The 21,688-nt window shown below is 66.6% G+C and carries 18 protein-coding genes; 15 read left to right on the top strand and 3 right to left on the bottom strand.

Annotated features, from left to right (window positions below; all coding sequences use genetic code 11):
- Positions 1-5: 5 nt before the first annotated feature.
- The 6 genes from ACEI37_RS02055 to yedA all read left to right on the top strand — a co-directional run bounded on the left by ACEI37_RS02055 (position 6) and on the right by yedA (position 6,490).
- Complete coding sequence (locus tag ACEI37_RS02055) at positions 6-3,110, top strand: efflux RND transporter permease subunit (protein WP_373377094.1); 3,105 nt, start codon at positions 6-8, stop codon at positions 3,108-3,110.
- Between the two features lie 52 nt (positions 3,111-3,162).
- Complete coding sequence (locus tag ACEI37_RS02050) at positions 3,163-3,549, top strand: hypothetical protein (protein WP_373377093.1); 387 nt, start codon at positions 3,163-3,165, stop codon at positions 3,547-3,549.
- A gap of 107 nt (positions 3,550-3,656) precedes the next feature.
- Positions 3,657-3,962 carry a hypothetical protein gene (locus ACEI37_RS02045; protein ID WP_373377092.1) on the top strand — a complete coding sequence of 102 codons (306 nt, stop codon included), beginning with the start codon at positions 3,657-3,659 and terminating at the stop codon, positions 3,960-3,962.
- Positions 3,963-4,129: 167 nt separating this feature from the next.
- A complete protein-coding gene (locus ACEI37_RS02040) occupies positions 4,130-5,014 on the top strand; it encodes an SDR family NAD(P)-dependent oxidoreductase (RefSeq protein WP_373377091.1) in 885 nt (294 codons plus the stop codon).
- 189 nt (positions 5,015-5,203) lie between these two features.
- Positions 5,204-5,389, top strand: coding sequence for a hypothetical protein (locus tag ACEI37_RS02035; protein WP_373377090.1), 186 nt, complete (start codon positions 5,204-5,206; stop codon positions 5,387-5,389).
- A 225-nt stretch (positions 5,390-5,614) separates the two neighbouring features.
- Complete coding sequence (gene yedA, locus ACEI37_RS02030; protein WP_373377089.1) at positions 5,615-6,490, top strand: drug/metabolite exporter YedA; 876 nt, start codon at positions 5,615-5,617, stop codon at positions 6,488-6,490.
- Positions 6,491-6,515: 25 nt separating this feature from the next.
- Here the strand turns inward: yedA and ACEI37_RS02025 are convergent, their stop codons facing one another.
- From ACEI37_RS02025 to ACEI37_RS02015, 3 genes are all read right to left on the bottom strand, one after another.
- Positions 6,516-7,208 (bottom strand): GntR family transcriptional regulator, encoded by a 693-nt coding sequence (locus ACEI37_RS02025; RefSeq protein ID WP_373377088.1) that lies wholly within the window; start codon positions 7,206-7,208, stop codon positions 6,516-6,518.
- 139 nt (positions 7,209-7,347) lie between these two features.
- The gene (locus ACEI37_RS02020; RefSeq protein WP_373377087.1) at positions 7,348-8,961 is read right to left on the bottom strand and encodes a glucan biosynthesis protein; all 1,614 of its coding nucleotides are present in this window, start codon (positions 8,959-8,961) and stop codon (positions 7,348-7,350) included.
- A gap of 107 nt (positions 8,962-9,068) precedes the next feature.
- Positions 9,069-9,842, bottom strand: a complete 774-nt coding sequence (locus tag ACEI37_RS02015; RefSeq protein WP_373377086.1) for a TerC family protein — start codon at positions 9,840-9,842, stop codon at positions 9,069-9,071.
- A 191-nt stretch (positions 9,843-10,033) separates the two neighbouring features.
- Between ACEI37_RS02015 and ACEI37_RS02010 the strand changes: the two genes are divergently transcribed.
- From ACEI37_RS02010 to ACEI37_RS01970, 9 genes are all read left to right on the top strand, one after another.
- On the top strand, positions 10,034-11,011 hold the full coding sequence (locus ACEI37_RS02010; protein WP_373377085.1) for a 2-dehydropantoate 2-reductase: 978 nt from the start codon (positions 10,034-10,036) through the stop codon (positions 11,009-11,011).
- A 269-nt stretch (positions 11,012-11,280) separates the two neighbouring features.
- On the top strand, positions 11,281-12,000 hold the full coding sequence (locus ACEI37_RS02005) for a GntR family transcriptional regulator (protein ID WP_012356329.1): 720 nt from the start codon (positions 11,281-11,283) through the stop codon (positions 11,998-12,000).
- A gap of 313 nt (positions 12,001-12,313) precedes the next feature.
- The gene (gene frc / locus ACEI37_RS02000) at positions 12,314-13,546 is read left to right on the top strand and encodes a formyl-CoA transferase (protein ID WP_373377084.1); all 1,233 of its coding nucleotides are present in this window, start codon (positions 12,314-12,316) and stop codon (positions 13,544-13,546) included.
- A gap of 169 nt (positions 13,547-13,715) precedes the next feature.
- Entirely contained in the window at positions 13,716-14,498 is a 783-nt protein-coding gene (locus ACEI37_RS01995) for a fumarylacetoacetate hydrolase family protein (RefSeq protein WP_373377083.1), read from the top strand.
- Positions 14,499-14,535: 37 nt separating this feature from the next.
- The gene (locus ACEI37_RS01990) at positions 14,536-16,095 is read left to right on the top strand and encodes a Re/Si-specific NAD(P)(+) transhydrogenase subunit alpha (RefSeq protein ID WP_373377082.1); all 1,560 of its coding nucleotides are present in this window, start codon (positions 14,536-14,538) and stop codon (positions 16,093-16,095) included.
- 16 nt (positions 16,096-16,111) lie between these two features.
- Entirely contained in the window at positions 16,112-17,509 is a 1,398-nt protein-coding gene (gene pntB / locus ACEI37_RS01985; protein ID WP_373377081.1) for a Re/Si-specific NAD(P)(+) transhydrogenase subunit beta, read from the top strand.
- A 432-nt stretch (positions 17,510-17,941) separates the two neighbouring features.
- Positions 17,942-19,681, top strand: coding sequence for an oxalyl-CoA decarboxylase (gene oxc / locus ACEI37_RS01980; RefSeq protein WP_373377080.1), 1,740 nt, complete (start codon positions 17,942-17,944; stop codon positions 19,679-19,681).
- Between the two features lie 40 nt (positions 19,682-19,721).
- Positions 19,722-20,972 (top strand): formyl-CoA transferase, encoded by a 1,251-nt coding sequence (gene frc, locus ACEI37_RS01975; RefSeq protein WP_373377079.1) that lies wholly within the window; start codon positions 19,722-19,724, stop codon positions 20,970-20,972.
- A 156-nt stretch (positions 20,973-21,128) separates the two neighbouring features.
- Positions 21,129-21,566 carry a PAS domain-containing protein gene (locus tag ACEI37_RS01970; RefSeq protein ID WP_373377078.1) on the top strand — a complete coding sequence of 146 codons (438 nt, stop codon included), beginning with the start codon at positions 21,129-21,131 and terminating at the stop codon, positions 21,564-21,566.
- Positions 21,567-21,688: the final 122 nt, after the last annotated feature.

The following is a 21,688-nucleotide window of genomic DNA, read 5'->3' as shown; positions in this document are numbered from 1 at the left end:
CGCGCATGTTCAACTGGACCGTTCGCGCCAGCCTCGGCAACCGGCTGCTGGTACTGGCCGTCGCCCTGATCCTGATGGTCTACGGCGGGCTCACCGCATGGCGCACGCCGGTCGATGTGTTCCCGGACCTGAACAAGCCGCTCGTGACCGTGATCACCGAAGCGGGGGGCATGGCGCCGCAGGAAGTCGAGCTGCTGGTGTCGTTCCCGATCGAGACCGCGCTGAACGGCATGCCCGGCGTCACGCGGGTCCGCTCGGTGTCTGGCGTCGGCCTGTCCATCGTCTACGCCGAGTTCGACTGGGGCAGCGATATCTACCGCAACCGCCAGCTCGTGTCGGAGCGGCTGGCGCTGGTGAAAGAGCAGTTGCCGGGCGGGCTCACGCCCATCCTCGGGCCAGTCTCGTCGATCATGGGCGAGATCATGCTGATCGCCTTGCCGATCGACCCGGCCCGCGCCAGCCCGATGCAGGCGCGCGAGTACGCCGACTTCGTGCTGCGTCCGCGCCTGCTGTCGGTGCCCGGCGTGTCGCAGGTGATCCCGATCGGCGGCGAGGTGCGGCAACTTCGAGTCGAGCCCGATACCGCGCGCATGGCGCAATTCGGCGTGGCGCTGGCACAGGTGCAGGGTGCCCTGCGCGACTTCGCCGCCAATACCAGTGGCGGCTTCATCGACCTGAACGGACGCGAATACCTGATCCGCAACCTCGGCCGCACCAACCGGGTCGACGACCTCAAGGGCGTTGCGGTTGCCTACAAGGACGGCGTGCCGGTGCTGCTGGAGCAGGTGGCCAATGTGCGCTACGCCGCGGCGCTCAAGCGCGGCGACGCCGGCTTCAACGGCAAGCCGGCGGTGATCGTCAGCGTGCAGAAGCAGCCCGCGGCCGACACTGTGCGCCTGACGCACGACCTGGAAGCCGCGCTGGGCGAGCTGAAGCAGGGGCTGCCGCAGGGTTTGTCCGCGCCGCAGGTGCTGTTCCGCCAGGCCGACTTTATCGAGGCCTCGATCGGCAACGTGGTCGAGGCGCTGCGCGACGGGGCCATCATGGTGACGGTGATCCTGTTCGCCTTCCTGCTGAGCGCGCGCACCACCGCGATCTCGCTGGTGGCGATACCGCTGTCGCTGGCCGTGTCCGCGCTGGCCTTCCACCTGCTGGGCCAGTCGATCAACGTGATGACGCTGGGCGGCCTGGCTATCGCCATCGGCGAACTGGTCGACGATGCCATCGTCGACGTCGAGAACATCCAGCGCCGGCTGCGGCAGCGCGCCGCCATGGACGACCCGCCATCGGTGCTGGAGACGATCTGGCGCGCCTCGGTCGAAGTGCGCTCCGGCATCGTCTATGCCACGCTGGTGGTGGTGCTGGTGTTCGTGCCGCTGTTTGCGCTGCCGGGCATCGAAGGGCGGCTGTTCGCGCCGCTGGGGATCGCCTACATCGTGTCGATCCTGGCATCGATGCTGGTGTCGATGACGGTGACGCCGGTGCTGTCGTACTACCTGCTGCCGCGGATGAAGCGGCTGGAACATCCGGACAGCCCGCTGGTGGCGTGGCTCAAGCGGGCCGATGCCCGCATCCTGGACTGGTCGTTCCCGCGCGCGCGGGCCGTGCTATCGGTGGCCGCGGTCGCGGTGGTGCTGGCGGCCGCCACCGTGCCGTGGCTGCCGCGGGCCTTCCTGCCGGGCTTCAACGAGGGTTCGATGGTGATGTCGCTGATGCTCAATCCCGGCACCTCGCTGGCCGAAGCCAACCGCATCGGCGCGCTGGCGGAAACGCTGATCCGGCAGGTTCCGGAAGTGACACGGGTGGGCCGCCGCACCGGCCGCGCCGAACTGGACGAACATGCCGAAGGCGTGCATGCGTCCGAGATCGACATCGACCTGAAGCCTTCCGCCCGCGGCCGGGAGCAGGTGATGGCCGCCATCCGCGCGCAGCTTGCCGGCCTGCCGGCGTCGGTGGCGATCGGCCAGCCGATTTCGCACCGGCTCGATCACCTGCTGTCCGGCGTGCGGGCGCAGATCGCGCTGAAGATCTATGGCGACGATCTCGATACGCTGCGCGGCCTGGCGGAGAACGTGCGCGGGCGCCTGGCCACGATCCCCGGCCTGGTCGATATCACGGTCGAGCGCCAGGTGCTGATTCCGCAGGTCAATGTGCGGCTCGACTATCGCAAGGCCGCGCAGTACGGCATTCCGGCCGGCGAGGCGCTGAAGGCGCTGCAGACCTTGTCCGACGGCACGCGCGTCACGCAGCTGATCGATGGCGTGCGCCGCCACGACCTGGTGGTGCGCCTGCCCGATAGCGGCCGTACGCCGCAGGACCTGTCCCGGGTCATGCTGGATTCGCCGCGCGGCGCGGTGCCGCTATCCGCCATCGCCAGCGTGGAGGAGGGCGACGGCCCCAACCAGATCGGACGCGAGAACGGCCGGCGCCGCATCGTGGTCTACGCCAATACCGACGGCTCCGATATGTCGAAGATCGTCGGCGCGGTGCGCGAAGCGGCGGCGCGCGCCGGGCTGCCCGGTGGCTATTTCGTCAGCATCGAGGGCCAGTTCCAGGCGCAGGAGCAGGCCACGCGGCGCATCGTGCTGCTGTCGCTGGTGTCGCTGGCGCTGATCTACCTGGTGCTTTACTCGCGCTACCGCTCCGCGACCCTGACGCTGGTGATCATGGCCAATATCCCGTTCGCCTTGATCGGCAGCGTGATCGCGATGTGGCTGGCGGGGCTGAGCCTGTCGGTGGCGTCGATGGTGGGCTTTATCACGCTGACCGGCATTGCCACGCGCAACGGCATCCTGAAGGTCAGCCACTACATCAACCTGTGCCGCTTCGAAGGCGAGACCTTCGGCATCCCGATGATCGTGCGCGGCTCGCTCGAGCGGCTGACGCCGGTGCTGATGACGGCGCTGGTCGCGGCGTTCGCGCTGGTGCCCTTGCTGGTGTCGGCCGATGCGCCCGGCAAGGAGATCCTGCATCCCGTGGCGGTGGTGATCTTCGGCGGGCTGGTCAGTTCGACGCTGCTCGATTCCATGCTGACGCCGCTGGCGTTCTGGCTGTTCGGGCGCCGTCCGCTGCAGCGGATCCTGTCGCAGCGGTCGGAGGATACGTATTGATTCAGGGCTTTGGCAGCGGCGCCCGCAAGCCGCTGCAGCAACGGAGTAAGCGATGAAGAAACAGATCTCGGCCATGGTGTTTGCCGGCAGTCTCGCACTGTGCGGGTTTTCCGGCGTGGCCATGGCGCACGGCGCCAAGCCCGCGCAATACGGCGGCATTGTCCAGGTCGCCAGCGACCTGCAGTTCGAACTGGTCAACCGGGATGGCGCGGTCACGATTTATGTCGACGACCATGACAGGAAGCTGCCCGTGGCCGGTGCCAGCGGCAAGCTGACGGTGCTGACCGGCACCCGCAAGACCGAAACGGCGCTGAACCCGGGCGCGGACAATGCGCTGGTCGCGGCCGACAAGGTTCAGCTCCAGGCCGGCTCGAAGCTGGTGGCGACGATCCGCTTTGCGGATGGCAAGACCGTCACGGCGCGCTTCGTGTCGAAGTGACGCGCGCTCCCGGGCGGGCAGCGTTACGCTGGTAACTGGTTTGATACAGTTGCCCGCGTCATGGTGTGCTAGCCTCACATTAACTACGTACACATATCGGGTCTCCCATGTTCCGCTCCACTGTTGCTCTGCTGGTATTGCCCATCGTGCTGGGCACCGCATCGTTCTCCGTGCAGGCCGACCCGTGGAAAGACGAGTCTGGCCATGGCTACGGCAGGAAGCACAAGGGCGGCGACTACAAGGAGGAGTACTGGGACGGGCGCTGCAAGGTCGAGCGCAAGTGGGAAAAGAGCGGTGAGTTCAAGGAAGAGCGCAAGTGCAAGGACCGCCCGGCCGCTTACCACCCGCCCGGCGCCGTCTACTACCCTGAGCCGGCGATCGTGATCAGTCCGCAGGTGGTGATCCGGCCCTGATACTAAACCGTCACATCAAGAAACCGCTGCCATGTGCAGCGGTTTTTTTTGGGTTGCGTCCGGCAGGGCGCATTGACTTCGGGGTGCCCCCTTGACTCTCAGCCCTACGTGGCAACACTTGAGTGATTCGCCTGTTTCAAAAAAATTCATGCTAAGCCGGGGGCGCCATGGACCGTCGCAAACTCATTCTGAACGGTGCGCAACTGGGCGCCAGCCTGGTCGTGGCGCCGCTGCTGACCGTCGCTGCGGCGATGGCGCAATCCCCATCCGGTCCGACGAAAAAGCCCGCCATGACGCCCGCTCAACGAAGCCCTGGACGAAGGTCCCGCATCTTCATCACTGGCTCGTCCGACGGTCTCGGCCATGCGGCGGCGCGGACGCTGCTCGGCGACGGGCATGAGGTCGTGGTGCACGTTCGCTCCCAGGCGCGGCTGCCTGCCGTCAGGGAGCTGGTGGAGCAGGGCGCCATCGCAACGATCGGCGATCTTTCCGACCTGGAGCAGACACGGGACCTGGCCCGTCAGGTCAACGCCATTGGCACGATGGACGCGGTGATCCACAACGCGGGGATCCTCTCCGGGCGCGACGTCCTGGTTGTGAACGTCGTCGCGCCGTACCTGCTTACCGCACTGATCCGGCGCCCCCGGCGGCTGATCTACTTGAGCAGCAGCATGCACAAAGGCGCCCGGGTGAGTCTTGACGGCATCGACTGGTCCGGGCGTACCGGGACAGCTGCCTATTCGGAAAGCAAGCTTTTCATCACGACCCTGGCGGCTGCCGTGGCGCGGCTGTGGCCAGACGTGTACAGCAACGCAGTCGATCCGGGCTGGGTTCCCACCAAGATGGGCGGCGCGAATGCGCCGGACGACCTTCGACTGGGACATCTGACCCAGGAGTGGCTGGCAACCAGCAACGATCCGCGGGCGCTGACCAGCGGCGGGTATTGGTACCACCAGCGGCTGCAGGAGCCGCACGCTGTCGTCCGCGACAGGAAATTTCAAGAGCGGTTGCTGAGCGAGTTGGCCCGCGTGACAGGAACGAGGCTGGCCTGATGCCAGGAATCCGGAGATCCAGCACTCGGATCTCCGTCTTAACCGGCACACAACCCATGGAGAGGTAATTCATCTGGCACAGCTTGTGGTGTCCCAGCATACGTACTTTCACCTAATGCTGCATTGCGACAATTCTTTTGCTACAATCAGGGAAAACCCCATAAGGGTAATCCCGAAAGGAAGGACGCCATGAACACCCAATCCGATATCAAGCTGACCGATCAACTGGAACGCCAACTCATCGAGCGCGAGCTCGGCACGCAAGGCCTGGGCTTCGCCCACGACGTCAAGCGCGCCATCGCCACCGTGCAATCGGTGATCGAGCGCCTGCAAAGCCAGGCCCGCAAGGCCAAGGTGGTCTACGCCAACGGCTGATCGCTGGCACCCGCAGTACGGTAGTTGCGGCCCCCCAGGGCTGCGTTGAAGAACCGGCCATACGTGCGCCCACCCGGGTGAAACGCGGCCGGTTTTGTTGTGCCTGTGGCGGTGGAGTGCTTTGTGAGCAACGTTCACAAGGCTTGCCAGCGCTTTTCGTTTTGCCGCGTCGGCGGACGCGGCTATCTTGGATGCCTTTCCCGAACCTCATCCGCGCGTCCGCTCATGTCCCCGCTCGTGCTCCTGTGCCTGTTGATCACCTATGTGGTGTGGGGCACGACCTACCTGGCAATCCGCTTTACGCTGGAGAGCTTTCCGCCGCTGTTCATGATGGGCACGCGCTTCCTTTGCGCGGGCCTGTTGCTGGCCGCGTGGCTGGCCTGGCGCGGCACGCCGATGCCGTCGGCGCGGCAATTGCGCCATTGCGCGGTGCCGGCGCTGTTTCTGCTGGTGGGCGGCATGGGTCTGACGGCCATTGCCGAGCAGACCATTTCCTCAGGCGCCACCACGGTGATGATCGGGTCAATGCCAATCTTCGCGCTGATCTGGGGCGCGTGCTTCGGCAACCGGCCGAAGTGGTATGAGTATGTGGCGATTGCCATCGGCAGCGCAGGCATCCTGGTGCTGACCGCGGGCGCGGAGTTCCAGGTCAGCACGGGCGGCGTGGTGGCGCTGCTGCTGGCGGTGGCGAGCTGGTCCTTCGGCTCGCAACTGGCGCGCCGGCTGGACTTGCCGCCGGGAGCGGCGGCGTTTGCCGCGGAGATGGTGATCGGCGGCGCGGTGCTGATGGCGCTGTCGCTGCTGCGGCAGGAGCCGTGGCCGTCTTCCGTCAGCGCCCAGGCCGGCTGGGCCTGGGTCTACCTGGTGGTGGCGGGGTCGCTGGTCGCGTTCTCCGCCTACATGTACCTGGTCTCGACGGTGAGCCAGACCCTGGCGGCGAGCTATGTCTACGTGAATCCGCCGGTGGCGCTGGCCATGGGCGCGTGGCTGGGCGGCGAACAGATCGCGCCGCAGACGCTGGGCGCGGTGGTGCTGATCCTGGCGGCGCTGCTGGTGCTGAGCCTGGGCACGCTGCGCACGGCGCGGACCCAGGCGGCCTGAACGCGCCGCGGGGTTGGGGCGGGCCTCAGCTACCCGACTGCTCCTGGATCCACAGCGACAGCCGCACCTTATAGGCCTGCTGGATATGCCGGCGCGCGATCTGCTCGGCCAGCGTCGGATCGCGCTGTTCCAGTGCTTCGACCAGCGAGATGTGCTCTTCGTATGAACTGCGCGCGCGCCCCGGCACCGCCAGCGTCGTGCGGCCCAGCAGCGCCATCGACTCGTGCAGCGAGCGCAGCGTCTTCAGCAGGTAGCGGTTGTGGGCGCAGCGGTGCAGGGTTTCATGGAACAGCCGGTTGTTCAGCGCGAGCCGGTCGGGGTCGTCGGCGATGGCGAGGTCGCGCTCGACGATATCGCGCAGCAGCGAGATCTCGACGTCGGTGGCGTGGCGCGCGGCCAGCGCGGCGGCGGTGCCTTCCAGCACTTCGCGCATCACGTACAGCTCGCTGACCATGCTGGCGTCGAGCTGCGTCACCATCATGCCGCGATTGGGCTCGTTGACGACCAGGCCCTCGGATTCCAGCCTGGACAGCGCTTCACGCACCGGCGTGCGCGACAACCCCAGCGATTCGGCCAGTTCCACCTCGCGCAGCCGGGTGCCGGGGGAAAGCTGGCCGGCCTGGATGGCGGCGCGCAGCTGCTGGTAGGCGCGCTCCGAGCGCGGGAGCGATGCAGCCTGGCCGCCCTCGGCGGCGCCGGCGAACTCTTGAGAAATCATGTGAGGCTGGCGGATGCGGTGGAACTGTCGTAGCCAGCCATCATACCCGCTCGCGCCCGCCTGACATCACGGTGTCGCAATAAGGTGTAAAGGGCTGGCCCGGCGCCAGCCCCGCGCGGCTCGGTGATCGAAAGGGGCGTCAGCCCGCCGGCGACTGGAACGGGTGGTACTGGTACAGCCAGGTTTCCGACAAGGGCTTGCCGTTCAGGCGCAGGAACAGCCGCAGGTCGACCGGCTGGGTGCCATCGGTGGTCAGGTCGAACTGGGCGCGCCAGTGGCCGGCCACGCCGTTGGGCACGGCTTCGGTGAAGACATAGGAAAAGGTGCCGCGCGAGGCGGTCAGCACCGCTTCGGGCTTGACGCCGAACGGCAGTTTCTCCAGCGGCGCGCCCTTGAACTCGACCATGAACTTGCGCACCCCCTTGGGCCGCGGCTGGCCGGGCTGGCCGCCGTTGCCCAGGCGCGTGGCCAGGCAGCGCGCCAGCGGCGACGGGTAGGGTTCGTCGGCCGCCCAGTGCAGCCGGTAACGCAGCCGGTAGGTGTTGCCGGCCTTGGCCGGCGCCTTCGGCACCCACATGGCGACGATGTTGTCGTGGATCTCGTCGTCAGTGCGCAGCTCCACCAGCTGCACCGAGCCGGCGCCCCAGCCGTCGCGCGGCTCCACCCACAGGCTCGGACGGCGTTCGTAGTTGACGCCATCCTGGTAATGGTCGAACAGGCGGTCGCGCTGCAGCAGCCCGAAGCCCTTCGGGTTGTCGTCAGAGAAGGCCGACGCCGTGGTCTGCGGGGGGTTGTTCAGCGGGCGCCAGATATGCTCGCCGGCGCCGTTCCACAGCGCCAGGCCGTCGGAGTCGTGCACTTCGGGGCGCCAGTCGACCGCGGTCCCCTTGATGCTTTCGGAGAACCAGTACATCGAGGTCAGCGGCGCCAGCCCCAGCCGCGCCACGTCCTTGCGCAGGAACAGCACGCATTCGACATCCATGATCACGGCCTTGGCGCGCTGCATGACGAAGCGGTACGCGCCGGAGATGCTCGGTCCATCCAGCAGGGCGTAGACCGTGACGGTGTCGCTGTTGCCCTCGGGGGTTTCGAACCAGAAGTGGGTGAAGGCCGGGAATTCTTCCTGCTTGCCGGCCTCGGCCACGTCGATGGCGATGCCGCGCGCGGACAGGCCGTACTGGTACAGCTCGCCGATGGCGCGGAAATACGAGGCGCCGAGGAAGGCCACCCAGTCGTTCTTGCGCCAGTCGCGGGTTTTCTGGTCGCCCAGGCGGCTTTCCTGGAAGCGGAAGCCGGCAAAGCCGCTGCCCGGCGGCAGCTTGTGCGCGGGGCTGTCGGCCGGCATGTCGAAGTAGGCATCGTCGTAGACGATCTCGCGGGCCTTGCCGGTGCCGCCTTTGGCGCGCTCGATCACATGCATGCGCACCGGGCTGCGGAAGTAGGTGCCGAGGTGGAAGAACGTGACCGGGAACTGACCCGGGCCGCTGGCAAAGAGCGCGTCCTCGGTACGGAAGCGGATCTTGCCGTGGGCGTCGTAGTCGATGCGCGACAGCACGTCGGCAGGCGGGGCGGGCGGCGGCGCGTAAGGCTTGGCGGCCAGTCCGCGGGCGCGCTCGATCAAGGCGTCGAAGCCGAACGGCTGGGCCTCGCCTAGCTTGATCCGGCTGGCTGCCAGCACCGATGGGGTAATGCCGAGGGCGGCAAGCGCGGCAGAGGCGGTGGCGGAGACCAGCAGGGTTCGGCGATTCATCATGTGGTGAAAGCGTCCTTTTATTGTCCGGGATTGTGCAGAACTGTAAAAGACGCCGGCGCCGCGGAAAAGTTCGGACACCCTCTGTTACAGCGGGTGGCGCCGGCGCCTCACTGCAACTCGCGCAGCTCGCTTGCCTCCCGCGCGGCGCGGCGCTGCCGGCGCCGTTGCCGTGCCAGCATGTTCAGCCCCTCGACCGCGGCCGAGAACGCCATCGCCGTATAGATGTAGCCCTTGGGCACGTGCGTGCCGAGGCCTTCGGCGATCAGCGTCATGCCGATCATCATCAGGAAGGCCAGCGCCAGCATCACGATGGTCGGGTTGCGGTTGATGAAGTTGGCCAGCGGCGTCGCCGCGAACAGCATCGCCATCACCGCCGCGATCACGGCCACGAACATGATCTGCACGTGTTCGGTCATGCCGACCGCGGTGATGATGCTGTCGATCGAAAACACCAGGTCCAGCACCAGGATCTGGCCGATGGCGGCGGCAAAGCTGTGCACCGCCTGGGTCGTGCCGCTTTCCTCGCCTTCCTCGGCGGCGGTGACGTGGTGATGGATTTCGCGCGTGGCCTTCCACACCAGGAAGCCGCCGCCCGCGATCAGGATCAGGTCGCGCCACGACAGGCCATGGCCGAGCACGGTGAAGAGCGGCTGGGTCAGCGTGACGATAAAGGCGATGGTCGCCAGCAGTCCCAGGCGCAGCAGCAGCGCCAGGCTGATGCCGATCTTGCGGGCCTTCTCCCGCATCTCCGCGGGCAGCTTGTTGGTCAGGATCGAGATGAAGATCAGGTTATCGATCCCCAGCACGATTTCCATCGCCACCAGCGTGGCCAGTGCCGCCCAGGCGGCGGGATCCTGCAGCAATGCCAACGTCGCTTCCATGGAGGCTCCGGAGTGATGGGAGGGCGCATGCAGGCTTCATGTTAGCGCAGCGCCGCTTGGCCGCGCGCAGCGTGTCACAGAAAGATGAAGGCGGGTTCGACGAGATTACGGTGCAGGTTGCCATGTGCCGGCATGGAATATAGTATGTGATATATCAAAAGATCCCAATCGAGCCATCAAGGAGGCAGCATATGAAAGTCTGTATCTACGGCGCCGGTGCCATCGGCGGCTATGTCGGGGCGCAGCTGGCGCGCGCGGGGGCCGAGGTCAGCTTCGTCGCGCGCGGACCCCACCTCGCGGCGATGCAGGAGCACGGCGTCAAGCTGCTGATCGATGGCGAGGAGCGGATGGCGAAGGTGCGCTGCACCAGCGATCCGCGTGAGCTCGGGCATCAGGACTACGTGTTCATCACCCTCAAGGCGCATTCGGTGCCCGGCGTGGTGGACCAGATGCAGCCGCTGCTCGGGCCGGACACCGCGATCGTGACCGGCGTCAATGGCATTCCTTACTGGTACTTCTACAAGCATGGCGGCGAGCTGGCCGGCCGCACGCTGGAAAGCGTCGATCCCGGCGGGCGCCAGTGGCAGCGCCTGGGGCCGGAGCGGGCCATCGGCTGCGTGGTCTATCCCGCTGCCGAAATCGTCGCGCCTGGCGTGATCAAGCATGTCTACGGCAAGAAGTTCCCGTTGGGCGAGCCGGACGGCAGCCGCTCCGCGCGTGTGACCCGGCTCAGCGAAATGATGATGGCCGCGGACCTGGATGCACCCGTGCGCGACAACATCCGCGACGAGATCTGGCTCAAGCTGTGGGGCAACCTGTGCTTCAACCCGATCAGCGCGCTGACCCACGCCACGCTCGACGTCATCACCGCCGACCCCGCCACGCGTGCGCTGTCGCGCCAGATGATGGTGGAGGCGCAAGGCATCGCCCAGCGCTTCGGGGTGAAGTTCCGCGTCGACGTAGAGCGGCGCATCGACGGCGCCGGCGCCGTGGGCGCGCACAAGACCTCGATGCTGCAGGACCTGGAGGCGGGGCGGGCCATGGAAATCGACCCGCTGCTGACCGTGGTGCAGGAAATGGGGCGGCTGGTGGGCGAGCCGACGCCGATGTGCGATGCGGTGCTCGGGCTGATCAAGCAGCGCGACGCGATGGCGAAGCTGGCCGCCTGAGGAGCACGGGACGCCGACGGGGTCCGGCGTTCTCCGCAGCGCGAGCCGGGCACGCAACGTGACGCTTGCCCGGCTCGCAAAGCCGGAAGGCAGGGCGATTGTGATATACCATATACGACAGGCCGCGCACCGCTTTTGTGCCGATGCATGTGGAGCGCGCATCGTTTGATGCGTTTTCATAATGGGTCAGGCGTTTTTGCTAAGCTGTGCAGCAATGCGGCGGGCAGCCATTCCGGCCGCCCGGCCGCCGGTCTCACACGAGCACATTCATGTCTGCGCAAAGCCAATCCATCGTCCAGCCCAACGGGCTGTCCCTGTCGGTACAACCGATCAACGCCGGCGCCAGTCTGCGCGACCAGGCCTACGCCATGCTGCGCCAGGCCATCGCCGACGCCGACATCTACCAGTCGCGCGACGAGATCCGGCTGGATGAGCGGGTGCTGAGCGAGGCCATGGGCGTGAGCCGCACGCCGATCCGCGAGGCCATGACGCTGCTGGAGCAGGAAGGCTTCCTGCGCACCGTGCCACGGCGCGGCATCTACATCATGCGCAAGACCAAGCGCGAGATCGTCGAGATGATCCAGATGTGGGCCGCGCTCGAAAGCATGGCAGCCCGGCTGGCCACCGAGAACGCTACCGACGCCGAGATTGCGCAGCTGCGCAGCATGTTCGACAGCTTCCGCGACTCGACCCCGGCCGAACACATCGAAGAGTATTCCGACGCCAATATCGCGTTCCACCAGGCGATCGTGCAGCTGTCCAAGTCGCAGATCATCATGGACACGATCCGCAACATCTTTATCCATGTGCGCGCGATCCGGAAGATGACCATTTCGCAGAGCGACCGCGCGGCGCGCTCGATCGTCGACCACCTGCGCATCATCGAGGCGCTGGAAAGGCGGGACACTGAACTGGCGGAGCGGCTGGTGCGCCAGCACTCCCTGGACCTCGCCGACTACGTCGAGAAGCACTGCGATTTCCTGGACTGAAGCAGCCAGGACGAGGTTATAGAAAGCGGCGGACTTCGGTCCGCCGCTTTGCTTTTGGGCCGCGCCATGCATGCGAAGGACATTTCGCTAAATGGTGTGTGATATATCAATGTGAAACGCGGTTCGGCCTTTATGCCAGCACAGCGCTGAAAACGCCCGCTCTTATGCTTTCCTTGACTGGATCGGCCGCGCGTGCTGCGTCGCATCGTCGATATTTGCCTCGAAAGCACCAAACTCCTCTTGCTCTCTTCTGATATATCACATACCGTATGTCATCAGAGACTACAAATAGCGGAAGAGGAGACCCTTCGCAATGGAAACCAAAGCCCTGCAAGGAGTGCGCATCCTGGACATGACCCACGTCCAGGCGGGCCCGTCGGCGACGCAGTTGATGGCGTGGCTGGGCGCGGACGTGATCAAGGTGGAGATGCCGGGACGCGGCGACATCACGCGCAGCCAGCTGCGCGACGTGCCGAACGCCGACAGCCTGTATTTCACGATGCTCAACTCGAACAAGCGCAGCCTGACGCTGAACATGAAGACGCCTGAAGGCAAGGCGCTGCTCGAGGACCTGATCCAGCGCAGCGATGTGCTGATCGAGAACTTCGGTCCAGGCGTGCTGGCGCGCGCGGGCTTCGACTGGGACCACATGCAGGACCTGAACCCGCGCCTGGTCTATGCCTCGATCAAGGGCTTCGGCCCGGGCCCGTACGCGGACTGCAAGGCCTACGAGAACGTGGCGCAATGCATGGGCGGCTCGGCTTCCACTACCGGCGAGGCCGACGGCGTGCCCATGGTGACCGGCGCGCAGATCGGCGATTCCGGCACCGGCGTGCATGCCGTGGTCGGCATCCTGGCCGCGCTGCTGCATCGCGAGCACACCGGCCGCGGCCAGCGCGTGGAAGTGGCGATGCAGGACGCGGTGCTGAACCTGTGCCGGGTCAAGCTGCGCGACCAGCAGCGCCTGGCCAACGGGCCGCTGCGTGAATATCCCAACGAAGAATTCGGCGATCACGTGCCGCGCGCGGGCAACGCCTCGGGCGGCGGGCAGCCGGGCGCAGCGCTGCGCTGCGCCCCGGGCGGCCCCAATGACTATGTCTACGTCATCATCCAGCCGCAGGGCTGGGAGCCGCTGATGCGCCTGTGCGGGCGCGAGGACCTGATCACCAACCCAGACTACGCCACGCCCGAAGCGCGCCTCAAGCATCTGGCCGACTGCTTCGCCGTGATCGAGAAATGGACGCGCGGCATCAGCAAGTTCGAGGTGATGGCGGCGCTGAACGAGGTCGACGTGCCGTGCGGCCCGATCCTGTCGATGAAGGACCTGATCGAGGACGAGTCGCTGTACCAGCGCGGCTACCTGGTCGAGCTGGAGCACCCGCAGCGCGGCAACTACGTGCAGCTGGGTTGCCCGATCACGTTGTCGGCCTCGCCGGTGCAGGTGGAACGCTCGCCGCTGCTGGGCGAGCACACCGAGGAGATCCTCGAGTGGCTGGGCCGCACGCCCGCGCAGATCGCCGCGATGAAGCTGGCCGGCGCGGTATGAGGCGCTTGCCAGCGATTGCGTGAGCGTACCGACGTCATTCCCGCGCAGGCGGGAACGACGGACGGACCCGTCGACCTCGCGCTCACTCTTCCTTCCATTTTTCTTGACGATCCCTGCAACCGACATCGGCGCAGGCGGGGCCTTCCTTTGCCTGCGCAAGGAGCATGCTGTGCAAACCTGGATTCGTTTTCGCCGCGCCGACGGCAGCATCGGCCATGGCCGCATCGATGAGGCAGACCACAACCGCGTGGTCGAATATGACCGCGACGGCTTCGACCATCCCAGCCCCACCGGCGCCGTGCATGACCGCGCCGCGCTGACCGTGGTCGCGCCGTGCGCGCCGGGCAAGGTGGTGGCGCTGTGGAACAACTTCCACGCGCTCGCGCGCAAGCTGGAAAAGCCGGTGCCGACGCACCCGCTGTTCCTGATCAAGCCGGCGACATCGCTGGCCGGTCCCAACGACGCCGTGCAGCGCCCCAAGAGCTACGACGGCAAGATCGTCTACGAGGGCGAACTGGGCATCGTCATCGGCAAGAAGGCGCGCAACGTGACGGTGGCGGAGGCCGGCGCCCACATCTTCGGCTACACCATCGTCAACGACGTGACCGCGGCAGAGCTGATCACGGCCGATCCCAATTTCCCGCAATGGACCCGCGCCAAGGGCTTCGACACCTTCGGCTGCATCGGCCCGGCCATCGTCACCGGCTTCCCATGGAAGAGCGCCAGCGTGGTCACGCGGCTGGATGGGGTAGAGCGGCAGAACTACCCGCTCTCGGACATGATCTTCTCGCCCGAGGAGCAGGTCAGCCGGATCTCGCAGGACCTGACGCTGATGCCGGGCGATGTGATTGCCGTGGGCACTTCGCTGGGCGTGGGTTCGATGAAGGACGGCGCCGTGGTCGAGGTGTCGATCGCCGGCATCGGCTCGCTGGTCAACCACGTGCGCGGCTGAGCCGGCGCCAGATCCCTTTCCTGAAACGGTGAATGCCATGCCAATGACGATCGGTGTGCCGCGCGAGGTCCACCCGGGCGAGCGGCGCGTTGCCGCCACCCCGGACTCGGTCAAGGAACTGCTCAAGCTCGGCTACCAGGTGGTAGTGGAGACCGGTGCCGGGCTGGAAGCGTCGTTCTCGGACGACGACTACCGCGCCGCCGGCGCGGCCATTGTCGATGCGGCCAGCCTGTGGGCCTCGGTCGACGTGGTGGTCAAGGTGCGCCCGCCGCAGGTCCATCCCAGCCTGGGGGTGGAAGAGGCAGCGCTGCTGAAGAAGCATGCCACGCTGATCGGCTTTGTCTGGCCGGCGCAGCAGATGCCGATGCTCGAGCGGCTGGCGCAGCGCGGTGCCACGGTGCTGGCGATGGACTGCGTGCCGCGCATCTCGCGCGCGCAGAAGCTGGATGCGCTCAGCTCGATGGCCAACATGGCCGGCTACCGCGCGGTGATCGAAGCCGCGCATGCCTTCGGCCGGCCCTTTGCCGGGCAGATCACCGCCGCGGGCAAGATCCCGCCGGCGCGCGTGCTGGTGATCGGCGCCGGCGTGGCGGGGCTGGCGGCGATCGGCGCGGCGCGCAGCCTGGGCGCAGTGGTGCGCGCCTTCGATACGCGGCCGGTGGTGCGCCAGCAGATCGAGAGCCTGGGCGCGGAATTCCTCACCGTAGAGATGGAAGAGGACGGCAGCGGCAGCGGCGGCTACGCCAAGGAGATGAGCCCGGCCTTTATCGAAGCGGAGATGCGGCTCTTTGCCGAGCAGGCGCGCGAGGTCGACATCATCATCACCACCGCGCTGATTCCCGGCAAGCCGGCGCCCAAGCTGCTGGAGGCCGGTACCGTCGGGCTGATGCGCGCCGGCAGCGTGGTGGTAGACCTGGCCGCCGAGCAGGGCGGCAACTGCGTGCTGACCGTGCCGGGCGAAAGCGTGCGCCGCGACGGCGTCACGATCATCGGCTACACCGACCTGCCCAGCCGCATGGCGGCGCAGGCCAGCCAGCTCTATGGCACCAATATCCGCCACCTGCTGAGCGAGCTGACGCCGGGAAAGGACGGCCAGCTGGTGGTGGACATGGACGACGAGATGATCCGCGGCGCAACGGTGCTGCACCAGGGCGCGGTGACCTGGCCGCCACCGCCGCTGACCGTGGCGGTGCCGCAGCAGCAGGCGCCGGCAGAGGTGCCGCCGCCGGCCGAAGCCGCGCCGCCGCGCCGCCGCACCGGCACGACGCTGATGGCACTGGCACTGGCAGCCGCTGCGCTGCTGGGTCTGGGGGCGGTCGCGCCACCCGCTTTCATGGCGCATTTCACGGTGTTCGTGCTGGCGATCTTCGTCGGCTACCAGGTGGTGTGGAACGTCACCGCGGCGCTGCACACGCCGCTGATGAGCGTGACCAATGCCATCAGCGGGATCATCGTGGTGGGGGCGCTGGTGCAGCTGGGCAAGCCGTCGCTACTGACGGCGGTGATCGCGGGCTGCGCGGTGCTGGTGGCCACCATCAATATCGCCGGGGGCTTCCTGGTGACGCAGCGCATGCTGAAGATGTTCCAGCGCGACTAAGGCCAGGGAGAGAACCATGCCATCCGGAATCAGCAATATCGCTTACCTCGCCGCCAGCGCGCTGTTCATCCTCAGCCTGAGCGGACTGAGCCATCCCGCCACCGCCCGGCGCGGCAACATGCTCGGCATCGCCGGCATGGTGATCGCGGTCATGACCACGGTGCTGGCGGGCAGCCCCGACGGCATCGCCATCATCATCGCGGCGATGGTGGTGGGGGGCATTGCCGGGGCCATGCTGGCCAAACGCGTCGAGATGACGCAGATGCCGCAGCTGGTGGCGGTGCTGCACAGCTTCGTCGGCCTGGCCGCGGTGCTGGTCGGCTATGCCAACTACCTGGAGCCAAGCACGCTCAGCGGCGTCGAGAAGGCGATCCATGAGGTCGAGACCTACCTCGGCATCCTGATCGGCGCGGTCACCTTCACCGGGTCGATCATCGCCTTCCTCAAGCTGCAAGGCACCATGGGCGGCAAGCCGATGCTGCTGCCGGGGCGCCATGTGCTCAACGCCGGCGCGCTGCTGGTGTGCGTGTGGCTGGGCTATGCCTTCCTGAGCGCGCTGGACCCGCAGCAGGGGCTGGTGCCGCTGGCCGCGATGACGGTGATCGCGCTGCTGGTCGGCGCGCACCTGGTGCTGGCCATCGGCGGCGCCGACATGCCGGTGGTGGTGTCGATGCTGAACAGCTATTCCGGCTGGGCGGCGGCGGCCACCGGCTTCATGCTCGGCAACGACCTGCTGATCATTACCGGCGCGCTGGTGGGGTCGAGCGGCGCCATCCTCAGCTACATCATGTGCAAGGCGATGAACCGCAAGTTCCTGTCGGTGATCCTTGGGGGATTCGGCGCGGTGCAGGCGCAGGGCGCGGCGACCGAGCAGGGCGAGGTGCTGCCGGTGTCGAGCGAGGAAGTCAGCAGCCTGCTCAAGGACGCCAACGAGGTCATCATCGTGCCGGGCTACGGCATGGCGGTGGCGCAGGCACAGGGCACCATCAGCGAGATTGCGCGGCGCTTGCGGGCGCAGGGCGTCAACGTGCGCTTCGGCATCCACCCGGTGGCCGGCCGCCTGCCGGGGCACATGAACGTGCTGCTGGCCGAGGCGCGGGTGCCGTACGACATCGTGCTGGAAATGGAGGAGATCAACGACGATTTCGAGAAGGCCGACGTGGTGCTGGTGGTCGGCGCCAACGACATCGTCAACCCGGGGGCGCTGGAGGACCCCGCCAGCCCGATTGCAGGCATGCCGGTGCTGGAGGTGTGGAAGGCCAAGACCGTCGTGGTGTCCAAGCGCAGTATGGCGGCGGGCTACGCCGGCGTGGACAACCCGCTGTTCTACAAGGACAACACGCGCATGTGGTTTGGCGATGCCAAGGGCAGCGTCGATGCGCTGCTGCGGCAGCTGGAGGAGGTACCCGTCTGACAGGGGGCGAAGCCGTTCCGTCAGCCAGAAACGCTGTATGTAATATATCTGCTGACTGAAATCGCCTCTTAAGTCGATTTCAGATCCAACTTATGCATTGGTGAGAATTGCGAATAAATGGCGTGAATTGAGCAATTACGCCTATTTACGCGCCGATCCAGCCAGGTTTGCTGCAGTGCACTGACGAAAGTTGGTCGCAGAGGTGGAAAATAGCTTGCCGTTCTCTGATATATCACATACCGTATGTCATCAAGACCGGTCGAACGAACCGGACCGACCGCAGCAGGGCACAGCGCCCGCGCATCACGAACACAAGTCCAAAAGGAGACCAAGCATGTCGGAAGTCGTAGCGAAGCGGGCCCATAGCACTCCCGCGGCAGCCTGAGTCACAAAAATTCCCACCCCAGTCAATTTGCATAGAAGGAAGCAACCATGGCAGAAGTCGGAAACGAGCTGCAGCGTCACGCCGCGGAAGAGCATCAGGCACAAACCGATGGTTTTCATCTGGTCATCGACGCGTTGAAGCTGAACGGCATCGAAAACATCTACGGCCTGCCCGGCATCCCGGTCACCGATCTGGCCCGTCTGGCGCAAGCCAACGGCATGCGCGTCATCAGCTTCCGCCATGAGCAGAACGCCGGCAACGCCGCGGCGATAGCGGGCTTCCTGACGCAGAAGCCGGGCGTTTGCCTGACCGTCTCCGCGCCGGGGTTCCTGAACGGGCTGACGGCGCTGGCGCATGCGACCACCAACTGCTTCCCGATGATCCTGATCAGCGGCTCGAGCGAGCGCGAGATCGTCGACCTGCAGCAGGGTGACTACGAAGAGATGGACCAGCTGGCCATCGCCCGTCCGCATGCCAAGGCGGCGTTCCGCGTGCTGCACGCCGAAGACATCGGCGTAGGTGTCGCGCGTGCCATTCGCGCCGCTGTGTCGGGCCGCCCGGGCGGCGTGTACCTGGACCTGCCGGCGAAGCTGCTGGGCCAGTCGCTGGAAGCCGAAAAGGGCAAGCAGTCGCTGATCAAGGTGGTGGACCCGGCGCCGCGCCAACTGCCTGCACCGGATTCGGTCGACCGCGCCGTCGCGCTGCTGAAGACCGCCAAGCGCCCGCTGATCCTGATCGGCAAGGGCGCCGCGTACGCGCGCGCCGAGGCTGACCTGCGCAAGCTGGTCGAGAAGACCGGCATCCCGTACCTGCCGATGTCGATGGCCAAGGGCCTGCTGCCCGATACGCATCCGCAATCGGCCTCGGCCGCGCGCTCCTATGTGCTGGCGGAGGCCGACGTGGTGCTGCTGGTCGGCGCCCGCCTGAACTGGCTGCTGTCGCACGGCAAGGGCAAGACCTGGGGCAAGCCCAAGCAGTTCATCCAGGTCGACATCGCGCCGACCGAGATGGACAGCAACGTCGCCATCGCCGCGCCGGTGGTGGGCGACATCGGCTCGTGCGTCACAGCGCTGCTCGACAAGATCGGCAATGACTTTGCCAAGCCGGGCGCCGAGTGGCTGAACGCGGTCGCAGACCGCAGGGACACCAACCTGGCGAAGATGGCCGAGACCCTGGCCAAGGCCAGGGATGCCGCGCCGATGAACTTCCACGGCGCGCTGAGCGTGCTGAAGGACGTGGTCAAGGCCAACCCGGGCATCTCGTTCGTCAACGAGGGCGCCAACACGCTGGACTACGCCCGCGCCGTGATCGACATGTACGAGCCGCGCAAGCGCCTGGACGTGGGCACCTGGGGCGTGATGGGCGTGGGCATGGGCTACGCGGTGGCCGCGGCGGTCGAGACCGGCAAGCCGGTGCTGGCGCTGTGCGGCGACAGTGCGTTCGGTTTCTCGGGCATGGAAGTCGAGACCATCTGCCGCTACAACCTGCCGGTCTGCATCGTCATCTTCAACAACAACGGCGTCTACAAGGGCATCGACAAGAACCCCACCGGCGGCACCGACCCGGCGGTCACGACCTTCGTCCCGGGCGCGCGCTACGACAAGATGATGGAAGCGTTCGGCGGTGTCGGCGCCAACGTCACCACGCCGGCGGAACTCGAGGCCGCGGTGAACGAGGCGCTGCGCTCGGGCAGGCCGACGCTGGTCAACGCCGTCATCGATCCGGCAGCCGGCACCGAAAGCGGCCGCCTGACCAACCTCAATCCGCAAAGCTCGGCCAAGAAGTAATCCACGCGAATTTCACCCCCTAATCCAATAGGAGACGAACGTGAACCTCCCACTCAACGGCATCAAGATCATCGACTTCACGCACGTCCAGGCGGGTCCCGCCTGCACCCAGCTGCTGGCATGGTTCGGCGCCGACGTGATCAAGGTCGAGCGCCCGGGTTCCGGCGACGTGACGCGCACCCAGCTGCGCGACATCCCGGATGTCGACGCGCTGTACTTCACCATGCTCAACAGCAACAAGCGTTCGCTCACGCTGGACACGAAGAAGCCGGAAGGCAAGAAGATCCTGGAGCAACTGATCCGCGAGTCGGACGTGCTGGTCGAGAACTTCGGCCCGGGCGCGCTGGACCGCATGGGCTTTTCGTGGGAGCGCATCAACGAGCTCAACCCCAAGATGATCGTGGCTTCGGTCAAGGGCTTCAGCGACGGCCATCACTATGAAGACCTGAAGGTCTACGAGAACGTGGCGCAATGCGCCGGCGGCGCGGCCTCGACCACCGGCTTCTGGGACGGCCCGCCCACGGTTTCCGCCGCGGCGCTGGGCGATTCCAACACCGGCATGCACCTCGCGATCGGCATCCTGACCGCGCTGATCGGCCGCGACAAGACCGGCAAGGGCCAGAAGGTGGCGGTGTCGATGCAGGATGCGGTGCTGAACCTGTGCCGCGTCAAGCTGCGCGACCAGCAGCGCCTGGACCGCCTGGGCTACCTGGAAGAGTACCCGCAGTACCCGCACGGCACCTTCAGCGACGTGGTGCCGCGCGGCGGCAACGCGGGCGGCGGCGGCCAGCCGGGGTGGGTGCTGAAGTGCAAGGGCTGGGAGACGGATCCCAACGCCTATATCTACTTCACCATCCAGGGCCATGCCTGGGAGCCCATCTGCAAGGCGCTGGGCAAGCCGGAATGGATCGACGACCCCAACTACGCCACCCCCAAGGCGCGCCAGCCGCATATCTTCGATATCTTCAACACCATTGAGGAATGGCTGGCCGACAAGACCAAGTACGAGGCGGTCGACATCCTGCGCAAGTTCGACATCCCGTGCGCGCCGGTGCTGTCGATGAAGGAGATTGCCGCCGATCCGTCGCTGCGTGCCAGCGGCAGCATCACCGAGGTGCCGCACAAGGAGCGCGGCAGCTACCTGACGGTGGGCAGCCCGATCAAGTTCTCCGACCTGAAGCCGGAGATCACGGGTTCGCCGCTGCTGGGCGAGCATAGCGAAGAGGTGCTGGCCGGCCTCGGCTACGGTGCGGAAGACATCAAGCGCCTGCGCGAGTCCCAGGTGATCTGACGCCGACCGCCGGCACCCGTGCCGGCGCCGACGCCGGGGCCGCGCGTACAGCGGGCTCCGGCGTTTTTGCTTGTGGCGCCGCGATGTGGCACGCTACCTTGATGGCACCGGCGCGCCCCGGCCGCTGCCGTTTGCAGATGACGAGAGGGAATCCCCATGACAGAGCAGATCGACTACGCGCAACTGGTGTCCGCCATCGGCGACGCCATCATCATCTCCGACGCCAAGGGCGCCATCACGCTGTGGAATCCGGCGGCCGAGCGCATGTTCGGCTTCACCCAGGCCGAGGCCATGGGCCAGTCGCTGGACCTGATCATCCCTGAGCGGCTGCGCGGGCGGCACTGGGAGGGCTACGACAAGACCATGGCGACCGGCATCACGCGCTACGGCCATGACCTGCTCAAGGTGCCGGCGGTCGGCAAGGACGGCAAGGCGATGTCGATCGCCTTCACCGTGGCGCTGCTCAAGGACGCCGCCGGCGCCATCACCGGCATCGTCGCGGTGATCCGCGACGAGACCGCGCGCTTCCAGGAGGAGCGGGCGCTGAAGAAGCGGCTGGTCGAGCTGGAAAGCCAGGTGAAGGAACAAGCCTAGCCGGCGTAGGATGCCCCTGCTGGTGCGCCTGGCTGACGGATGACTGCCGCGCCGGCTGCGGCACGTGGCAGGGGCGCGTAAAGCTTGCAAACGGGCGCGCACGCCGCAGCGCCGGAATTACC

The sequence above is a fragment of the Cupriavidus nantongensis genome, assembly GCF_041726985.1.
GTDB lineage: Bacteria > Pseudomonadota > Gammaproteobacteria > Burkholderiales > Burkholderiaceae > Cupriavidus > Cupriavidus nantongensis_A.
The sequence above is the reverse complement of the archived record's forward strand: the minus strand, read 5'-3'. Positions and strand labels throughout refer to the sequence as shown.

Bases quoted from the DNA above. Each gene is read 5' to 3' on its own strand.
- ACEI37_RS02040 (WP_373377091.1), top strand. From the start codon at position 4,130: ATGGACCGTCGCAAACTCATTCTGAACGGTGCGCAACTGGGCGCCAGC.
- ACEI37_RS01990 (WP_373377082.1), top strand. From the start codon at position 14,536: ATGCCAATGACGATCGGTGTGCCGCGCGAGGTCCACCCGGGCGAGCGG.
- ACEI37_RS02035 (WP_373377090.1), top strand. From the start codon at position 5,204: ATGAACACCCAATCCGATATCAAGCTGACCGATCAACTGGAACGCCAA.
- ACEI37_RS02045 (WP_373377092.1), top strand. From the start codon at position 3,657: ATGTTCCGCTCCACTGTTGCTCTGCTGGTATTGCCCATCGTGCTGGGC.
- ACEI37_RS02015 (WP_373377086.1), bottom strand. From the start codon at position 9,842: ATGGAAGCGACGTTGGCATTGCTGCAGGATCCCGCCGCCTGGGCGGCA.
- frc (WP_373377084.1), top strand. From the start codon at position 12,314: ATGGAAACCAAAGCCCTGCAAGGAGTGCGCATCCTGGACATGACCCAC.
- yedA (WP_373377089.1), top strand. From the start codon at position 5,615: ATGTCCCCGCTCGTGCTCCTGTGCCTGTTGATCACCTATGTGGTGTGG.
- oxc (WP_373377080.1), top strand. From the start codon at position 17,942: ATGGCAGAAGTCGGAAACGAGCTGCAGCGTCACGCCGCGGAAGAGCAT.
- ACEI37_RS02055 (WP_373377094.1), top strand. From the start codon at position 6: ATGTTCAACTGGACCGTTCGCGCCAGCCTCGGCAACCGGCTGCTGGTA.
- ACEI37_RS02050 (WP_373377093.1), top strand. From the start codon at position 3,163: ATGAAGAAACAGATCTCGGCCATGGTGTTTGCCGGCAGTCTCGCACTG.
- ACEI37_RS02005 (WP_012356329.1), top strand. From the start codon at position 11,281: ATGTCTGCGCAAAGCCAATCCATCGTCCAGCCCAACGGGCTGTCCCTG.
- ACEI37_RS02025 (WP_373377088.1), bottom strand. From the start codon at position 7,208: ATGATTTCTCAAGAGTTCGCCGGCGCCGCCGAGGGCGGCCAGGCTGCA.
- ACEI37_RS01970 (WP_373377078.1), top strand. From the start codon at position 21,129: ATGACAGAGCAGATCGACTACGCGCAACTGGTGTCCGCCATCGGCGAC.
- ACEI37_RS02010 (WP_373377085.1), top strand. From the start codon at position 10,034: ATGAAAGTCTGTATCTACGGCGCCGGTGCCATCGGCGGCTATGTCGGG.
- ACEI37_RS02020 (WP_373377087.1), bottom strand. From the start codon at position 8,961: ATGATGAATCGCCGAACCCTGCTGGTCTCCGCCACCGCCTCTGCCGCG.
- pntB (WP_373377081.1), top strand. From the start codon at position 16,112: ATGCCATCCGGAATCAGCAATATCGCTTACCTCGCCGCCAGCGCGCTG.